The organism is Tenacibaculum sp. MEBiC06402 (assembly GCF_049239625.1).
In the GTDB taxonomy this organism is placed as follows: Bacteria; Bacteroidota; Bacteroidia; order Flavobacteriales; family Flavobacteriaceae; genus Polaribacter.
On sequence record NZ_JBMKKT010000089.1, the window covers coordinates 102,978 to 121,613 of the forward strand.

Genomic DNA, 18,636 nt, shown 5'->3' on the forward strand with positions numbered 1-18,636 from the left:
TGCAAACATACTATTTATTTAGAATAAATAAAAATTAACTTTCAGGAGCCATCTCAACTTCTAAACCTTCTAACTCAGGAGTCATATGAATTTGACACCCTAAACGACTATTATCCTCTACATAAAAAGCTTCAGCTAACATCGCATCTTCATCATCAGACATCTCAGGAAGTTCGTGGTCTGATTTCACGTAACATTGACAAGAAGCACACATTGCCATTCCTCCACAAATACCAACAGTTCCTTCAGGAGCCAATTCGTAAGAACGAATTACTTCCATTAAGTTCATATTCATATCTGTCGGTGCTTGTACTTCGTGAGTAACACCTTCTCTGTCTGTGATTTTTATATTAATGTCTGACATTTTCTTGCTCTTTTAATTTCTTTCGAAGCACTTTCGCTCTTTTATCTTCCCCATCATGACTCCATCCAGGTGAATTGAAAATATAATTCAGTTTATCGATCCATTTATCCGCTCTTTTTACATCTTTCCAAATAGCGGCATATTCATGAGTTGCTACGGTAACTGGATTATACGTTTCGATATTTACAGTTAAACCGTACACAGGGTGATCAATTTCCTTTAATTCTTCCGAGAACGTACCAAACATACGATCCCAAATGATTAAAATTCCGGCGTGATTACAATCTAGATATCTGATGTTTGATGCATGATGCACTCTGTGATGCGATGGTGTATTGAAAACAAATTCTATTGGTTTTGGTAATTTATCTACCAACTCCGTATGCACGAAAAACTGATAAATTAAACTTACGCCCATCATAGTGAACATCATCAATGGATCGAATCCTAATAATGGAATCCACAACCAAAAGAAGAACTTATGAATTCTTTCACCCACGCCTTGACGTAAAGCAGTTCCCAAATTCATATGAACTGATGAATGATGAGGAACATGTCCTGCCCAAAACAATCGTACTTCATGATTCAAACGATGAAACCAATAGTAAGAAAAGTCATCAGCAAAAAACAATATTAACCAAGCCCACCATTGTCTGTTTACCACTCCATTTAAAGGAGAAATTTGATATAAATAAAAGAATACAATAAACGCTAATACCTTAGGAACAAACTCTACAATCGCCGAAAACACCATCATTAATAAAGATACACCTGTATCTTTTGAATGATATTTTTCTTTAGCAACTTTGAACTCAACAAACATTGAAGCAAAAAATACTGGCAATGCGAAGTACAATAATTTATCCTGCGATAATTGTTCTATGTATTCCAATATACTCATCTACTCAATTTTCTTAACTACAGCTTTAGGAGCTTCTTTCTTAGTTCCATCAAAACCTTGAACTCCACCGACTGTTGTATATTTCATTACGTATTTCTTATCTGGGAAAATACGTTTAAATGCACTTTGACACATTAACGTAGCTTCATGGAAACCACATAAAATTAACTTCAATTTACCAGGATATGTATTTACATCTCCAATAGCATAAATACCTGGAATATTAGTTTGATAGTCTAAAGCGTTATTTACCTTAATCGCGTTCTTTTCAATTTCTAATCCCCAATCAGCAATTGGACCTAGCTTTGGAGACAACCCAAATAGAGGAATGAAATGATCTGTATGAATTGTAAAAGGCTCTTCGTCTTTCTTATGAACTACAACACCTTCAACTTTACCATCACCTGTAATTTCTTTAACCTCTGCAGGAGTAATTAAATTAATTTTTCCTTCGTTCTTTAATTTTTGAACTTGATCCACAGAATCTAAATGACCTCTGAATTCGTTTCTTCTATGAATTAAAGTTACAGAACTAGCAACATCTGCTAAAAAGATAGACCAATCTAAAGCAGAATCACCTCCACCAGCAATCACCACATCTTTGTCACGATACATTTCTGGCTCTTTAATCATATATTCCACACCTTTTCCTTCGTAATCAGCGATATTTGAAATAGGTGGCTTTCTTGGTTCAAAACTTCCTAATCCACCTGCAATTGCAACAACTGGAGCATGGTGTTTTGTTCCTTTATTAGTAGTTACTATAAACGTTCCGTCTTCCTGTTTATCAATTGTATCTGCTCTTTCTCCTAAGGTAAATCCTGGTTCAAATTGTTTGATTTGTTCCATTAATTTATCTGTTAAATCTCCAGCTAAAATTTCTGGATATGCAGGAATATCGTAAATAGGTTTTTTTGGATAAATTTCTGAACACTGTCCGCCTGGTTGTGGTAAGGCATCGATAAGATGACATCTTAACTTTAACAAACCTGCTTCAAAAACTGTAAATAAGCCGGTTGGACCTGCTCCGATGATTAGAATGTCGGTTTTTATCATTTGATAAAAATCTTTTTATAAGGATATTCCGCAACAAGTGCGGAATATTGGTTATTATTAATAAGTTTTAAAAGTGCTTCTATTACAAAAATAAAGAAGCGCTTTTATTTAAATACTGACTAAAATCAGTTATGCTACATTGATTACTTCTTCAATTTCTGGAGCGTACTTTTTAATGGTTGCTTCTACACCATTCTTTAATGTCATTTGATTAACAGTACAACCACTACAAGCTCCTTCTAATTGAACTTTAACAATGTTTTCTTCAATTGACAAAAGCTTGATGTTCCCTCCATCACTAATTAAAAATGGACGAATTTCATCTAATGCTTTCTCAACCTTATTTTGTGTTTCTTGTGCTGACATACAACTTTCTTTATTTGGTACTACAACCACTCATCGTAGTGATTCTAACTACTTCAGTTGGTGGTAAATTAGCATTTCTTTTTAATAATTGAGAAACTACCTCTTGCGTAATTTCTTTAAATGACTCTTCTAATTTTGTTCCAGTTTGTAACGCAACTGGATGACCTACATCGCCTCCTTCTCGAATACTCTGTACAATCGGAATCTCTCCTAAAAATGAAGTTTCTAAATCTTCTGCAAGATTTTTAGCTCCACTTTGACCAAAGATATAGTATTTATTATCAGGTAATTCCTCTGGAGTAAAGTAAGCCATATTTTCTACGATTCCTAAAACAGGAACATTAATTGCTTCTTGTTGAAACATTGCAACTCCTTTTTTAGCGTCGGCTAAAGCAATATTTTGAGGAGTACTTACTACAACCGCTCCTGTAATTGGTAACGCTTGAACAATCGATAAGTGAACGTCTCCTGTACCTGGAGGTAAATCGATTAATAAGAAATCGAGTTCTCCCCAGTCTGCATCAAAAATTAATTGATTTAACGCTTTTGACGCCATTGGACCTCTCCAAATTACAGCCTGATTAGGATTCGTGAAAAAACCTAACGACAATAATTTTACACCGTAATTTTCGATTGGTTTCATTTTAGAACGTCCTTCTACTTTTACAGATAAAGGTCTTTCTTTTTCAACATCAAACATGATGTGTTGAGATGGCCCATAAACATCCGCATCTAAAACACCGACATTGAATCCCATTTTAGCCAAGGTGATAGCAACATTTGCTGTTACTGTAGATTTTCCAACTCCACCCTTACCAGAAGCAATGGCAATAATATTCTTGATATTTGGGATTTCTTTACCACGAATTTGGTTTACCTCTTCCTTTGGCTTTACCTCAGCTTTTACGTTTACCTTTATATCAATCTTCTGATCCACATGCTGATGAATAGCTTTCATAATTTCAACCTCCACCTTCTTTTTAGCTTGAAGAGAAGGATTTCCAATAACCACATCAACGATTACTTCGTTACCAAAAGTAACAACATTTTTAATGTTTTCATTTTCTACTAAACTTTTCCCTTCACCAGGAGCAGTTATAGTTTCTAATGCATTATATATATCTTGCTTTTTAAAGCTCATTTTGATTGTATTAATTCTAAGTTACAAAGATAACGCTTAGATTTCAGATACTAAAGTGAGAACATTTCGAATTCTTATACAGCTATAGACCTACATTATAACTCCTTAGCTGGATCCCAGAAGATATTTTCAAAGTTTTGGATTTGATTTTCAACAACCTCAACTCCTTCACTTTGTAATAATTGTTCCATTAAATTTGTGCCTTCAAAGTGATGTTTTCCTGTTAAGATTCCTTTTCGATTTACTACACGATGTGCAGGAACTTCTTTTCCAGAAGAATTATTCATTGCCCAACCAACCATTCTTGCTGATCTTGCAGCTCCTAAATATTTAGCTATTGCCCCGTAACTAGTTACTCTCCCATAAGGAATTAATCTAGCTACGTCATATACTCTTTCAAAGAAATTCTCATTATTACTCATGTTTTAAAAGTACAATTTAATTATGGTTAACAAAGCTGCAAAACCTGTAATTATGCTCATCAACGGATTGAAGAATACCATCACCTTATTTACTCTTGTCTCCTTCTTAATAACTAATAATATATAACTGGATAATACGGCAAAAACTCCTATTGAAGTTCCAATACCAAATGCAACAATTTCATAATAGTTATCTGAAACTAATCCTTCAGCGTTTAAAAAAGAATACACTAGCGCAAAAAACGGAATGGCAAACATATTGACAAAAGACAATTTTAAGCCGTACACAAAACAAGTTTTGCGATTACAAACTTGTCTTACTTTTTCTTTCGAAAAGAACTCTTTTCTCAAATAAAAACCAGAAAGAAATAGAAAAACTACAATTGCTGAATTTTTAATCCAGAATAGAATATTTGGAATTTTATTAATAATAGATATTACATACAGACTTAACAGAAACTGAAAGAAAACAACAATCGTTGCTCCATAAATAAATCGTCTTGCTGACTTTTTATTCTCCTCGATAAATATTTTACCTACGGTTAAGTTTAGCATGCTCGGCATGATAAAACCAACATAAGCAATTAGAAATCCGAGAATAAAATTTAAAAACATCAGATAAAAATTAAATCAACTTTTTGGACGTTTTTTGAAATGATTCCTTTCTCTTAACTTTAAGATTTTTCATGTTTTACAATCGTACCATCGTAAGAAACACTTACAAAACAATCCGGAAATAATGCTACATCCTGAACAAAATTTTTATGATTATACCTATATAAGTTTTCAAAGCTATCCGCATCCCAAACATTAAGAACATTATCTTCTCCTACTGAATACAATTTACCTTTTTCATAAACCAATTTTCTCACAATTCCTTTATGACAACTTTTAATATAATCTTTTGTTAAGTCTTTTGTTTCAATATCAAACATAAACTTAACTATAGTACCATCATGTAAACCGATATATACAGAATTAAATCCATCGAAAGCAATTGAATTAATTGGGATATTCATTCCTTTCCAAAACATAAGTATTTCATTATTGTTAAAATCCCTAAAAACCATAGTCCCATCTTCTGAAACAGTAACAATGACATTTTTAGAAACCTTAATTACGGACCAAATCCAATCTTCATGCGCTTTAATCCTTTTTATAAGATTCCCATTTAAATTATAAATTCTTAATTCGCCTGAGGCATCTGCGCAAATAAACTCCTTACTGTTCATTTTACACAAAGACAATACTGTAGATTTCCCGTCATCCAAAGTCAAAAAACACTCATAAGCAAACTGTTCATTAATTCTCCATAATTTAACTAAATAGTCTCTAGAACCGCTAATTAAAGTTTTTTCATCAAACCTCATTAGTGTTGTCACCGAATTACTATGAGCCTTTACCTCTGAAATTTTGATTCCATCTAAACCCCACGTTTTAAGAAACCTATCTCGACCACTGGTAATTAATTTATTACTGAAGTTTACCGCTTGCCATATATAGCCTAAATGCCCTTCTTCAAATGGAACTTCATTATTGATACCGTCTTCTGTCTTAGAATAAATAATATCACTACGTAACACATATTTTTCTCCAGATTCTATCCTTTCTCCCGAATGCCAAATATTGTGGTCAAAAATTATCAAGTCTCCTTTCACGGGTTTATAACTTGCAATAATTTCATCACTTTGCTTAGAATTAAAAAAAAGTGTTCTTCCTCCTTCGAATTCCTCACTTCCATTAAGATAAATCATGAAAGTCAATTTAGATTGCTCATGGCTAGAAAGGTAATAAACCCCGTCGAGATGTTTGTGGAAATATTGATTTGATAAGTATCGACAAATTCTAAATTTAGAATTTAACTTTTTCAGCTTCCAGCTACCTATCTCTTTATCACTAATAGCCTTAACTGCGATATCTTTGGGAATGAAGTCTTTTATTCTTGAAAACAAATAGTCCGAAAACTCATAGTCATCTATAACTTGACGCTCATTATTTCTATAAGAAATCGGGTAATGAGTATTAGATTTTACAAATGAATTTCTACTTTTTTCAATTAAGCTATCGCAAAAATCATCTGAAAAAGCACCTTTTATTAGTTTACAAAAATAATTCTTATCAGGAAATATGTCAATAATCTTTTTCATTACTGACAATGAAGATAAAATTAATTAATAATTCAACCTAAACTTAATGTAAGTAATTGGCTTTCCTTTCTCTAAATATTGTTGCTCGTAAAAAGTTTGTGTTTCTGTTACTTCTTCTGGTGAAGATTTTAGTTTATAAACATCATGACTTGCGTGCAATACTTCATGACCTTCTCCATGCAACAAACCTAATGTATAACCGTGCATGAACTCGCTATCAGTTTTTAAATTAATGAAAGCGTTTGGTTTTAAAATATGGTGATATCTTTTTAGGAAATCACTGTTGGTAAGCCTGTGTTTTGTCCTCTTGTATTTAATTTGAGGATCTGGGAAAGTAATCCAAATTTCGTCTACTTCATTCTCAGCAAAAATCATATCAACTAACTCGATTTGCGTTCGAATAAAAGCAACATTCTTCATTTCATCCTCGATAGCGGTTTTCGCTCCTCTCCAGAAACGAGCTCCTTTGATATCGATTCCTATGAAATTTTTATTTGGATTTTTCTTTGCTAATGCAATTGTATATTCTCCTTTACCACAACCCAATTCTAAAACAATTGGATTATCATTCTTAAAAAAAGAATTCCATTTTCCTTTTAGATGAAAATCACCAGTAACTTCCTCTCTAGTTGGTTGAATTACATTAACAAACGTTTCGTTTTCTTTGAAACGTTTAAGTTTATTCTTACTTCCCAATGTGTAGTATATGTATTAAGCTTATTAAGCTCTGTCTTCAGTTCCTTCTCTCTTAAATTTAAGAGCTTGAGAAATCCAGTAGTATAATAAAACTAGAAGAATACCTAAGAAAATCCAGTTTATAGCATTCGAAGTCCACCATCCTGCTGCACCTTTAGCTAGTGTTAAACGAATCCATTCGAAAGGAATGAATAACACCTGAAATATTTCACCTATGAATTTAAAAATATTTAATCCTAACATAACTTGATTATCTTTACGCTTGCAAAAATATAAAAAGAAAAAATGTTAACCAACTTTTTCAGCAATACAAAACCGTTTACTTCAGTCATGATAATTGTACTGTTTTTTTGCTATGCCCTTTCGGGATACTTTGGTGGTTTTACTTCTGAACTTAGTTTTAGTCTCTTTTTTTGGTTTTTTGTTTTATTTGGCTTAATCAACTTTATTAAATCTAGAAATAACTTAACCTTTGATAACTCGTATTTCTTCCTGATTTATGTAATTCTAATTGGTTATGTGCCTATTACAATTTCTGTAGATACTATTTTTTACTCAAATTTAATCTTGCTAGTGTATGTTCGTAGAGTTTACAGTTTACAATCTTCGAAAAACACTTTGAAAAAACTTTTTGACAGCGGTTTATGGATGGGAATCTCTTTTTTAATCGAACCTTTTACCATCGTTGTATTTCCACTGACTTTCATTGCTATAATTCTACATCAACATATTGATTACCGAAGATTGATAACACCTCTTTTAGGCTTTATTTCTCCAATCATTATTTATTTCACCTATTGTTTTTGGTACGAGCAACAAGAAAACTTTAATCAACTATTCAATTATACTACGTTTTACGATTTTAGTATGTATAACGAATTTCTTTACAAACTTTCTTTGAGTGTTATTTTAGTGCTAACTTTTTTTAGCTTTTTATTGAAAACACCTAAAGCTTTATCGGTAAAGAATGTTTTTAGAAAAAACTGGATTTTAGTTTGTCTTCATCTACTTTCGGTTCTTATTTTATTTTTAATAATAAGAACTAGAACTGGTGCAGAAATAACGTACTTATTTTTCCCTTGTGCTATAATAATCGCCAATGGTTTTGAATTAATACGCAAAAAGTGGCTTGCAGATATCTTCATGATACTGCTTTTCATTGGATCATTGATTTGCTACATTATATAGTTACATTTTTTCACCAAAAGCCAAATCACCTGCATCTCCCAAACCAGGAAGTATATAACCTTGTTTATTCAGTTTGTTATCTATATCACCAATCCATAAGGAGGTGTTAACTGGAAAATGATTTTTAATGTAATCCACTCCATCTAAAGATCCAATAACAGAAACTATATGAATCTGTTTAGGTGTTCCATATTTTTTTATTCCTTCGTAAACAGCAACTAAAGATTTCCCAGTTGCTAACATCGGATCTACTAATAATAACGTTTTATTCTCTAATTTTGGTGAAGCAAAATATTCGACCACAATTTCAAATTCTTCATCGTTATTAGGATGATGTCTGTACGCAGAAATAAAGGCGTTTTCAGCATCATCAAAATAATTTAACAATCCATTATGTAAAGGAAGACCAGCTCGTAGAATAGAACATAAAACAATATCTTCGGATAACATTTCAATAGGTTTTGCACCTAGAGGCGTTATAACCTGTTTAGATTCATAATTCAGAGTTTTACTAAGTTCATAACCCAGAATTTCTCCAATTCTTTCTATGTTTCTTCGAAATCGCATACTGTCTTTTTGTATGCTTTTATCTCTAATTTCTTTTAGAAATTTATTTAAAATGGAACGCTGACGTGCTAAGTGATGTATTTTCATTTTGATTAGTAAGTCCTCAATATACAAAAAGAATAATTTCCCTTAACATAAACTTATATAATTTAATTCGTGGCACAAAAATTGCGACTTGGCAGGGAAATCTAAATTACTACTATGAAATACAAACTACTCTTACTATTGTTTATTCCTTCCATATTATTCGGTCAAAGCACACTAGGAAAAGCCAAAGAAAGCCTGAGTAAATCATCAGGGAATTCTAATAATGTTGAAACAAGAAACAGTTCCTCTTCAAGTAATACTGATGACGATTTCTTTTCAAATCTATTTGAAAGTGCGTTCTTGGAAATAGCTTATTACTCAACTTTGGGAATTGCTTTTGGTGGGGCTGATTATAGAGAAATGAATCCATACCCTTATTTCAATAATCATGGAGAATTCACAAACGATTTTTCTGATGATACAAAAAGAAGCAGTTTAAAAATCAGTGGAAATTATCTAATTAACAGAGTTAAAGGAATAGAACTTGATGCTGTATTTAGACCAATTCCTATTGCTGGACTTGAAGTTTCTCATGTAAACTTTTCAGAGAATACTTTATTGAGTTCAGAATCATTAAATGTTACTTCTTTCAGTGCAAATTATTATAGAATAAGAGAAAATTATTTTTCTGCATGGTGGGGAATAGGAGGAACTTACGTTGGAAATGAAGTAGACACTTGGGGATTTAATTACAATCTAGGAGTTGATATTTATCCTGTAAAACCAATTAGTTTACATTTAGGTTGGCGACAAAGTTTTATTAATGATAATACTGTTGATGTTTTTAAATCGCAAGTGAAGTATCATATAAAACGTACTGCATTATATACAGGATATCATAATTACAAATTAGGAAGTGAAACAGTATCAGGACTCGTTTTAGGAGTTGAATTTACTTTCTAAATCTTGATTAAAAAATACTGCAAGAGCTTCTAGAAGCTCTTGTTTGTTTTCAATATGACTCATATGTCCATTTGATAATTCCACAATATGAGTTTGAGTTCTGTTAGCTTCTGCAACACAATTCTCATAAACTAAAACAGGATCTTTTTTTCCAGTAATTAGCAAACTTTCATAAGCATCATCTTGTAAAACATGTTCTCTGTTTTTTCGTTGCTTCATTCCTTCTGCACAAGCAATATAACCTTGCACAGGAGTTTTCAACGCCTCTTTTTTACATTCAGCAATTTCATCCGTAAATTCATTAAAAGTCTCTGATGAAAATAAGTTACTGATAGACATTGAAACTAAAGCTTTGTAATTGGTTTTTGCCATTTGAATAGCTCTGTCTCTAATAGTTTTTCGTTTTTCAGAATCAGGTTGTGCAGTAGAATTTAATAAACATAATTTCTCAAAGAATTCTGGATATTTTTCTGCTAATGTAAGAGCAACATATCCTCCCATTGAATGCCCAACGAAAATGGCTTTGTTCACTTTTTCTTTTGTTAGAACTACTTTTACAGATTCTGAAATTTCTTCCATGGTATGCACATAACCCAAACATTCGGAATTCCCATGGCCTAATAAATCAATTGCTATTATTTTATACTGATTTGAAAACTCATTAATAATTGCTTTCCACATTGAAGAGTTCTCTAAAAAACCATGTAATAAAAGAATTGTTTTAGCGCCTTTACCATAGCAATAATAAGCCACTTTGGTATTTTTATATACTACCGAATTTTCCATGCCGCAAAAATATGTATCTTTCTCGCTATAATTCAACCATTATGAATAAAACCAAAGAAACTCTAATTACTGGCTTCGCCTTATTCTCTATGTTTTTTGGAGCAGGAAACTTAATTTTTCCTCCGTTTTTAGGTAAAAATGCAGCAGACGCTTGGCATTGGGTAGCTATTGGTTTTTTTATTACCGCAGTTTTTATTCCTATTCTAGGAATATTAGGACATGCTCGCTTACAAGGAACCATGTATGATTTTGGTAAAAAAGTTTCGCCAACGTTTAGTTTGATTTACTGCTTAATTGTATATACAATTTCAGTTGCTTTACCTGCACCAAGAACAGCTTCGGTTACTCATGAAATGGCAATTAAACCATATTTTGATTCTAATTCATTATTAACAAGTTCTATATTTTTTATACTAGTTCTTGTCTTTGTGATGAACAGAAGTAAAATTTTAAGTTTACTTGGAAGGTTTCTTACGCCTTTAATTATAATGATACTTTTATCTATAATTTTCATTGGAATCTTTTCTACAAATGAAATTTCAATACCAACGATTTTTGAATCCCCATTTGTTAGCGGATTATTAGAAGGTTATCAAACTTTTGACGCAATTGGAGCAGTTGTAATTGGTGGAGTTTTAGTTATCTCAATGAATTTCAATAAAAACACTTCATTCCAAGAAAAGAAAGAATTAATAACTAAATCTGGATTAATTGCCGGGCTTGGTTTATTGATAATTTATGCTGGATTGATTTTTAACGGTGCAATTTTCAGTAGTACTTTTGAGGTAGAAGCTACTAGATCAGAAGTTTTAACTTCTTTAAGTTCACAAACTTTAGGAAATATTGGAACTGCATTTTTAAGTGTGTTAGTTGCCTTGGCCTGTTTTACAACCGCCGTAGGAATTATTACTGGAACTTCTGATTATTTTAAAGGATTATTCAATAATTCTGAAAAAGTGTATACCATCACAGCAATTATCGGATGTGTTTTAGGTGTAGCTATCGGGCAGTTTGATGTACATTATATTGTAAACATTGCTTTGCCTGCACTTATGTTTATTTACCCTATTACAATTGTATTGATCCTATTAAATATTCTTCCTGAAAAATTAGCAACACCAACAATATTTAAAGCTGTTGTAATAGTTACGTTTATTTTTAGTGTCCCCGATTTTTTACAATCCTTCGTAAATAAAGAATCGTTAGCCGGAATTCAAAACATCATTCCTTTTTCAAAAGATAACTTAGGGTGGGTTTTACCAGCTCTACTAACTTTTATAGTTACAAGCTTGCTAAATAAAAAAGAAGCTTAAAAACGGTAACCAATATTTAAACCAACTCTTGGTACAATTGCAGGAGAATTGTCTGAAAACATGTTTCTACCAATTCCGCCAAGAACACTAACCATTAGTCCGCCGTTAGAAACATATTTAGTTCCAACAGAAACACCTAGGGCTCCATCTGTATATTTGTTTCCATTGTCTTCTTCTCCGCTATTAACACCTAAAAATATTTCACCGAAATAATTCCAGTTTTGAGCTGTTGTAAAATAATGTCTGAAATAAGGAGTAATCATTGTGTCTTCATTATATCTAAAATCAGAACTTCTTCCTTCAAAATTAAACAAGGCTGAAACACCGATAGAAGATTGCTCTGCTAAATAGTATTCATAGCTTACTTCTAGTGTTTTCATTACTAAAGCATCTCCTAAATCTACGCTTACTTCTTGTTGTGCTTGTGTAAAGAAACTCATTAAAACGGCTACAATTGCTAAAGTCTTTTTCATGTGTGAAATATTTTGGGTTGTTATCATCTTAATTTGTTAAACAAAAATACATCATTTATCTAATAAAATTAATCTCAATTAAAATATGTAAAAGCGTCACTTCGATGCGCAGTCGAGAAGTAAACAATAAACATAATATCAAAAATTGGTCTCGACTGCCCTCGACCAGACAATTTTTATTAAAAAATGGCTTTCAATTGAACCATTCCAGTATGTATTGTTTTAGACTCTTCACTTTTCCTGCCAAAGTAGTTCAAATTCAAATTTAAAAACGAATTTAACTTTTGGGTCACCAAAGCATTCCAAGTAAAATTCCTTCCAACTTGTAATCCTTCTAACATTTGATATCCAACTGGGGAATTTGCATCTCCTTCAAAATTATTTAAAAACATATTGAAACTAGCAGAAATTTGATTTCGTTTTTCATTTATATAATAATACTCAACACCCAATTTTTGTTGACTCAAACTCTCTAATCCAGCAACGGTGTTTTCTTTGTTCTTAAAATGATAAAATAAAGATAACCTATGGTCTTTATTATATAAATAAGTCAGCTTCGGATTAAACTCTTTATTTCTTAAGTTGTAATTTCTATTTGCAAAGTTTTCGGTTGATAATTTATTTTCCGAGAAGGATGATGTAGCTTCAAACAACCAAAATTCCCCTAATTTATGTGTAAAATCTAGTTGATGCGTAAACGTATTATTCTCTTGATTACCAATTGTGAATTGCTGTTTATTTCTCGACTTACCAAACGTATAAATCCAACTATAATTTTGTAGATTTCTATTGAAGTAGAAGCTATTCCTGAAATTGAATTGCAACCCAACTAATTGATCTTCATTTAAATCAAACGGATTCAAATTAAAACTGTCGCCAACTCGTCTTTGCTCATTATTAATTAAAAAGTAGGTTTGATTATAAAAATAAGACAACCATTTTCGAACTCCTTTTTTGGTTTTCCAAAGGTTTGGATTCAGTGTTATGGATTGCTTCCAAGATGCTCTTTGCGTTGGCAAAAAAGTTAAGTTTGGTAAAGGAATTCTAAGATATTCTGCCTGATCTTGAAACTGCGCGATTTCAAATTCTTCAAATTGTTGAACTCCATCATTATTGTAATCTATCCAAGTATAAAACCCTTGTCCTGGCTCAGTTTTTACATAAATAAAATCTTGTCTAGCAATATTTCCTGATGATGTTTCGTAAACCGTACCAATGGTCAATCCGTTTTTAAAAAATCGTTGGTTATAAACTATTCTCGAATTTAAAGATTGTTCATTTTCTGTAAACTTTTGATCAGTAAATCTGTAGTTTGCATAAACCGACAAATTTGTTGTTTTGTTCTGGATAATTCTACTATCAAGATATACCGTGTTTCTATTATTTATTCTTGTAAATGAATTGCTTTTGATACTGTCATTTGTTCTATAATTCAGTCCTACTTTTGCAAATACTTTTGTTGAATCTCCTATTCCAAAATATCCTTCATACTCTTGAAATTGGTGACTTAAAGTATTGAATGTATTCGTATTTCTTTCTCGTATTTCATTCGTTTCAAAATTTACCAAACCACCAATCCACGTTTTCTTAAAACGCTTTTCATAATTACTATACAATCTAAAAAACTCATCTTTCTCAATGTTAGAAGTATTTTGCAACATACTTCCCTTTAAATTAAAAACAGACTTTTTGTTACTTAATCTAGATTGAATTTCATGTTTATTTCCATTAAAACTTTCGGAAAAATTTAAATGATTAAAACCGTAAGAAACAAAATTATTTTTCTCTTTCTCTAATCTAAACGTAGTTGTTAATTGATTCTGATTTCCAACTGCAGATCTCAAGTTCCAATCACGATTAAATTCAACGGTTCTAAAGCGCTGTACTGTTCTAAAATTCTGCTGAACAAACTCATAATCCAAATTACTTTTCAACTTCCAACTTCCATCCAAAATGGTTTGTTTCCAGTTTAGTTTGGAAGCAATTTGTTGATTCTTTTCATCGTCAATTGAAGAAAACAAATTCTGATCATTATTACTGTAGGCTAACTCTGCACTAATATTGGTTTTTTCTGATGGATTATAATTTGAATTTACTACAGCCACTTGCAAACTGGTTGGAGCGACCAATCGAACAGAAGGTTCAAAACTCCCTAAATTCGGACCTACATATCGATAAATAGTTCCAATGGCAATTGTACTATCAATTACATAACTTCCGTTGTTGGTTCCAACATTAGAAAAGGTAACTGTATACAATTCCTCATTCTCATCTGCTGAAAACTCAAAAACTTCAACTCCACCAATATCTACTTTTCGATACTGAATTCTATTCGGAGAAAATTCATCAATAAAAGCACTTGGCGATACCATTTGGGTAATGTCGTTTCCTGCATTTGCTAGAATTTGTTTTTGTTCGTTCGTTAGGTTTTGCTGAATCGGTTGACTTTTAGCATCATTTTCATTGTAGAAATATCCCGAAATAGAAAACTTTTCTCCTTTATACTGTGCTTTTTCATAAGTAATAAAACGTGTATAATTTCGATCTGAAAATTGAAATTCTATTCGAACACGCATATCATTCGTTATTGGATATTTTGTATTAAAACGAACCTCAGCCAAATTATAATCAATAACATAATCTTTATTTTCCCCACGTTCTAAACGATTCCCGTTCACAAAAACAGCATCACTCCCTTCTACAATTACGATAGCCGATTCGTTATTCGGACCAAATATTTTATACGGACCTTGATTTCCTTCTGTTCCAACAAAATTAAAAGCAGTGAATCGACCGCGAACAATTGCTCCAGATGCAGAAGCTCGAAAGTTTTTACTGATATCCGCTTCAACCTGCAATCCAGAAACTTGTTTATTGAAATTCAAAAAATAACTATCCTTGTTCGCAAGAGAAACATCTCCTCCTTTTACTTTCCAGTTTTTGTTAAATAACTCTACAAAAACTCGGTTGAAATCGGTGATATTTTGAGAATAACCACCTTGTTGTAGTGGAAAATTAGTATCAAAAATATTAGCTCTTATCGAGACATCCTTCGATAATTTTCCTTCAATAGTTAAATCTAAAGTTGCATTCGTAACTGCATTTTGGTTGTTTCCAGAAGTGATACCTCTAGAAATGAATCCTGAAGTTTTTAAACCATCGAAAAACTCATTTTTTGCTCTTTTCTTATTCGTTGTTAAACTATATAATTGTTCAGATGTATTTGTTGAATTAGGTACAATTAAGCTTTTATCTAGTGGAGAATATTTCTTAGTTAAAAAGGCTGGATATCGCAAGTATTCCATAGTAACTTCAGGAAAACTATCTGACTTTATGATTAGTTTAGATTTTACAAAGTCTACTTGATAGTTTTCTTTAGAAATTTCCTTTCCGTCTTTTGAAAATAACTTAAAAAAAGTCGGATTGATACTTACCGAATCAATTTGAATGGTGTCGCTTTTAACAGTTATTTTCTTTGACCTAAATTCTTTAAGTTTCTTTTGTCCGAAACCCAATAGGGAAATAAAAAAAAAGAAAAAGAATACTTTTTTGGTCATACTTTCATAAACGTAATGGAATCAAAAATAGTTTATTCTTTTTATAACCTTCAAAACTTAACGTCATTGAGAACAAAATGAAATGGAGTGAAGCAATCTGTATATAGAATATCCTAAATTTAAATCAGAATAAATAAGCTAAAAGATTACTTCAGTTCAGAGAACTTCGTAATAACATATTTCTAACCACACCCACAATTAGTATCACATCCATTTTTACTTTTTGGCTTGAAAAAAAACTTCTTTGCCAAAAAGAAAACTGCTAAAGCTACTATCGTATAAGTTATGATTTGCTGTATCATATTATGATAAAAATTGATAGACAATTGTTGCTGATGAATAAGCGATTACTCCCATTGCTGCCAACTGAACAATTGGCCATTTCCAACTTTTCGTTTCTCTTTTTACAATGGCTAATGTTGCCATACATTGCATTGCAAAAACGTAAAAAATTAATAACGACATTCCTGTCGCAAAATCAAATCGTTTTCCTCCAGTTTCAGGATTTACCTCAGCTTCCATTCTTTCTTTAATTGTTCCCTCATCTTCTACACCTTCAATACTATAAATGGTCGCTAATGTTCCTACAAATACTTCACGGGCAGCAAATGATGCGATTAAACCAATTCCTAGTTTCCAATCGTAACCCATTGGTTTTACAACTGGCTCAATAGTTTTACCTGCAATTCCAATAAAAGAATTCTCCATTTTTACTGAAGCAATTCGTTGTTCTAACTCTTGCTCTGATAAATTTTGAGAAGCTAATTCAGTTTTCACTTTTTCTTCAACTTCGTAATATGAAGATGGACCGTGAGTTGCCAAAAACCATAAAATAATTGAAATCGATAGAATAATTTTACCCGCATCAAAAACAAAACTCTTTGTTTTCTCGATAACCGATAACAACACATTCTTCATGGATGGAAGTTTATAATCCGGCATTTCTATTACGAATAAAGATTTACTCTTTATTTTCAATACTTTATGCAAAACAAAAGCAGCAGTTAAAGCAGCTGTAAATCCTAAGGCATATAAACCTAATAATGTTAATCCTTGTAAATTAAAAAAGCCTAAAACTTTTTGATCAGGAATAATAATCGCAATTAAAATAGCGTAAACCGGTAATCTAGCAGCACAAGTAGTAAATGGTGTAACTAAAATTGTAATCAGTCTTTCTTTCCAACTGGTAATCGTTCTTGTTGCCATAACTGCTGGAATCGCACACGCAGTTCCTGAAATTAATGGAATAATACTTTTACCACTCATTCCGAATCGTCTCATAATTTTGTCCATTAAAAATACAACACGACTCATGTACCCTGACTCTTCCATAATTGCGATTAAGAAAAATAAAATAGCAATCTGTGGAATAAAAATTACAACTCCTCCAATACCAGGAATTACTCCATCCGTTAAAAGGTTTGTAAACATGCCTTCTGGTAATTTCTCTTTAAGCATCTCTGAAAGACTTCCAAAGGAACCATCAATAAAATCCATTGGAATAGAAGACCATTCAAAAATAGATTGAAATACTAGTGCTAAAATTCCTAAGAAGATAAAGTATCCGAAAAACTTATGTGTAAAAACTCGGTCTAATCTACTGCGTAAATCTTTAGCTTTTGTTGGATCTAGAACATATGATTTTTTAAGAATTTCATTAATTCTCTGATACCTATAAATCGTTTCTTTTTGTTGATACTTTTTTAGTTGAGTTACGTCATCCAAAAAGCTCGAAAAATCTTCTTCTGAATTGTCTAAAAAGTTCTTTTGAGTTACAGATAGCCATAATTTATATAATGAAGAATCTGGATTTACATTCTGCAGATTGGCAAAGTATGCTTCATCAATTTTACTCGCAATTGAAGCAAAATTTGACCCCGATTTTAAGCTTTTATAATTAGCTAAAACCTCTTTTATTTCTGTTATACCAATACTCTTCTTCGCTGAAACTAAAACAACTTTTGTTTGTAACTCTTTCTCTAATTGGTCAATATCAATCGAAATACCTTTTTTCTCCATTTCATCAACCATATTAATTGCTAAAACGGTTGGAATTCCTAAATCTTGAATTTGTGTAAACAACAACAAATTTCTTTTTAGGTTTTCAATATCAGCAACCATTAAAATTACATCCGGAAAATTCTTTCCCTCTGTATCATTTAAGACTTTAAGAACAATACTTTCGTCTAATGAAGTAGGATTAATACTATAGGTACCGGGTAAATCGGTAATTACGGCTTTTACTTCAGAAGTTAATTTGCAATTACCTTGCTTTTTATCAACTGTAATACCTGGGTAATTACCTACTTTTTGATTTAATCCTGTCAACCTATTGAACAACGAAGTTTTCCCTGTATTAGGGTTACCAATTAAGGATATCTGAATACTATCTTTCGCCATTTTGAGTCTCTAGGTTCATCAATTTTATTTTTGAAGCCATTTCTTTTCGTATAGCTAAATGACTACCATTTACTACAACGTACATCGGATCGTTTAATGGTGCTATTTGAAGTAACGTAACTTCTGCTCCAGGCAAACAACCCATTTCTAATAATTTTAAAGGAATTAAGTTTTGATTATCCTCACAGATAATTCCAGATTCTCCTATTTTTAATGATGCTATATTACTCAAAGAAATGGTTTTTAGAACTGTGGTTTGAGATGTGCAA

General features: G+C 31.8%; 19 protein-coding genes. 3 read left to right on the forward strand and 16 right to left on the reverse strand.

Annotated elements, in window-relative coordinates; genetic code table 11:
- Positions 1 to 34: 34 nt before the first annotated feature.
- The 10 genes from ACOSP6_RS05355 to ACOSP6_RS05400 form a co-directional block, all read right to left on the reverse strand.
- The gene (locus ACOSP6_RS05355) at positions 35 to 364 is read right to left on the reverse strand and encodes a 2Fe-2S iron-sulfur cluster-binding protein (RefSeq protein WP_422094985.1); all 330 of its coding nucleotides are present in this window, start codon (positions 362 to 364) and stop codon (positions 35 to 37) included.
- Positions 351 to 1,265 carry a sterol desaturase family protein gene (locus ACOSP6_RS05360; RefSeq protein WP_422094984.1) on the reverse strand — a complete coding sequence of 305 codons (915 nt, stop codon included), beginning with the start codon at positions 1,263 to 1,265 and terminating at the stop codon, positions 351 to 353. The genes ACOSP6_RS05355 and ACOSP6_RS05360 overlap by 14 nt, the downstream gene beginning before the upstream one ends.
- Positions 1,266 to 2,321, reverse strand: a complete 1,056-nt coding sequence (locus ACOSP6_RS05365) for an NAD(P)/FAD-dependent oxidoreductase (protein WP_422094983.1) — start codon at positions 2,319 to 2,321, stop codon at positions 1,266 to 1,268.
- 129 nt (positions 2,322 to 2,450) lie between these two features.
- Complete coding sequence (locus ACOSP6_RS05370; protein WP_422094982.1) at positions 2,451 to 2,687, reverse strand: NifU family protein; 237 nt, start codon at positions 2,685 to 2,687, stop codon at positions 2,451 to 2,453.
- A 10-nt stretch (positions 2,688 to 2,697) separates the two neighbouring features.
- Complete coding sequence (locus ACOSP6_RS05375) at positions 2,698 to 3,828, reverse strand: P-loop NTPase (RefSeq protein WP_422094981.1); 1,131 nt, start codon at positions 3,826 to 3,828, stop codon at positions 2,698 to 2,700.
- A 95-nt stretch (positions 3,829 to 3,923) separates the two neighbouring features.
- A complete protein-coding gene (locus ACOSP6_RS05380; RefSeq protein WP_422094980.1) occupies positions 3,924 to 4,250 on the reverse strand; it encodes an MGMT family protein in 327 nt (108 codons plus the stop codon).
- A 3-nt stretch (positions 4,251 to 4,253) separates the two neighbouring features.
- Entirely contained in the window at positions 4,254 to 4,865 is a 612-nt protein-coding gene (locus ACOSP6_RS05385; RefSeq protein ID WP_422094979.1) for a hypothetical protein, read from the reverse strand.
- A gap of 59 nt (positions 4,866 to 4,924) precedes the next feature.
- Positions 4,925 to 6,397 (reverse strand): 2OG-Fe(II) oxygenase, encoded by a 1,473-nt coding sequence (locus ACOSP6_RS05390; protein WP_422094978.1) that lies wholly within the window; start codon positions 6,395 to 6,397, stop codon positions 4,925 to 4,927.
- Positions 6,398 to 6,421: 24 nt separating this feature from the next.
- Positions 6,422 to 7,093: a tRNA (guanosine(46)-N7)-methyltransferase TrmB gene (gene trmB / locus ACOSP6_RS05395; RefSeq protein WP_422094977.1), complete on the reverse strand. Its 672-nt coding sequence runs from the start codon at positions 7,091 to 7,093 to the stop codon at positions 6,422 to 6,424.
- 24 nt (positions 7,094 to 7,117) lie between these two features.
- Positions 7,118 to 7,336 (reverse strand): DUF6341 family protein, encoded by a 219-nt coding sequence (locus tag ACOSP6_RS05400; protein WP_422094976.1) that lies wholly within the window; start codon positions 7,334 to 7,336, stop codon positions 7,118 to 7,120.
- Between the two features lie 42 nt (positions 7,337 to 7,378).
- Here ACOSP6_RS05400 and ACOSP6_RS05405 point away from each other — a divergent pair, with 42 nt between their 5' ends.
- The gene (locus tag ACOSP6_RS05405) at positions 7,379 to 8,281 is read left to right on the forward strand and encodes a DUF6427 family protein (protein ID WP_422094975.1); all 903 of its coding nucleotides are present in this window, start codon (positions 7,379 to 7,381) and stop codon (positions 8,279 to 8,281) included.
- Here the strand turns inward: ACOSP6_RS05405 and upp are convergent, their stop codons facing one another.
- Positions 8,282 to 8,935 (reverse strand): uracil phosphoribosyltransferase, encoded by a 654-nt coding sequence (gene upp / locus ACOSP6_RS05410; RefSeq protein ID WP_422094974.1) that lies wholly within the window; start codon positions 8,933 to 8,935, stop codon positions 8,282 to 8,284.
- 114 nt (positions 8,936 to 9,049) lie between these two features.
- On the opposite strand from upp, the gene ACOSP6_RS05415 reads away from it, so the two are divergent.
- A complete protein-coding gene (locus ACOSP6_RS05415) occupies positions 9,050 to 9,838 on the forward strand; it encodes a hypothetical protein (RefSeq protein WP_422094973.1) in 789 nt (262 codons plus the stop codon).
- Here the strand turns inward: ACOSP6_RS05415 and ACOSP6_RS05420 are convergent.
- Positions 9,815 to 10,624 carry an alpha/beta fold hydrolase gene (locus tag ACOSP6_RS05420; protein ID WP_422094972.1) on the reverse strand — a complete coding sequence of 270 codons (810 nt, stop codon included), beginning with the start codon at positions 10,622 to 10,624 and terminating at the stop codon, positions 9,815 to 9,817. The two genes, ACOSP6_RS05415 and ACOSP6_RS05420, sit on opposite strands and share 24 nt — an antisense overlap.
- A gap of 41 nt (positions 10,625 to 10,665) precedes the next feature.
- Here ACOSP6_RS05420 and brnQ point away from each other — a divergent pair, with 41 nt between their 5' ends.
- Positions 10,666 to 11,937, forward strand: coding sequence for a branched-chain amino acid transport system II carrier protein (gene brnQ, locus ACOSP6_RS05425; protein WP_422094971.1), 1,272 nt, complete (start codon positions 10,666 to 10,668; stop codon positions 11,935 to 11,937).
- Here the strand turns inward: brnQ and ACOSP6_RS05430 are convergent.
- The 4 genes from ACOSP6_RS05430 to ACOSP6_RS05445 all read right to left on the reverse strand — a co-directional run bounded on the left by ACOSP6_RS05430 (position 11,934) and on the right by ACOSP6_RS05445 (position 18,599).
- Entirely contained in the window at positions 11,934 to 12,410 is a 477-nt protein-coding gene (locus ACOSP6_RS05430; protein WP_422094970.1) for a DUF3575 domain-containing protein, read from the reverse strand. The two genes, brnQ and ACOSP6_RS05430, sit on opposite strands and share 4 nt — an antisense overlap.
- 179 nt (positions 12,411 to 12,589) lie before the next feature.
- Positions 12,590 to 15,967 (reverse strand): hypothetical protein, encoded by a 3,378-nt coding sequence (locus ACOSP6_RS05435; protein ID WP_422094969.1) that lies wholly within the window; start codon positions 15,965 to 15,967, stop codon positions 12,590 to 12,592.
- Positions 15,968 to 16,270: 303 nt separating this feature from the next.
- On the reverse strand, positions 16,271 to 18,367 hold the full coding sequence (gene feoB, locus ACOSP6_RS05440) for a ferrous iron transport protein B (protein ID WP_422094968.1): 2,097 nt from the start codon (positions 18,365 to 18,367) through the stop codon (positions 16,271 to 16,273).
- The gene (locus ACOSP6_RS05445) at positions 18,354 to 18,599 is read right to left on the reverse strand and encodes a FeoA family protein (RefSeq protein ID WP_422094967.1); all 246 of its coding nucleotides are present in this window, start codon (positions 18,597 to 18,599) and stop codon (positions 18,354 to 18,356) included. The genes feoB and ACOSP6_RS05445 overlap by 14 nt, the downstream gene beginning before the upstream one ends.
- Between the last annotated feature and the right edge of the window lie 37 nt (positions 18,600 to 18,636).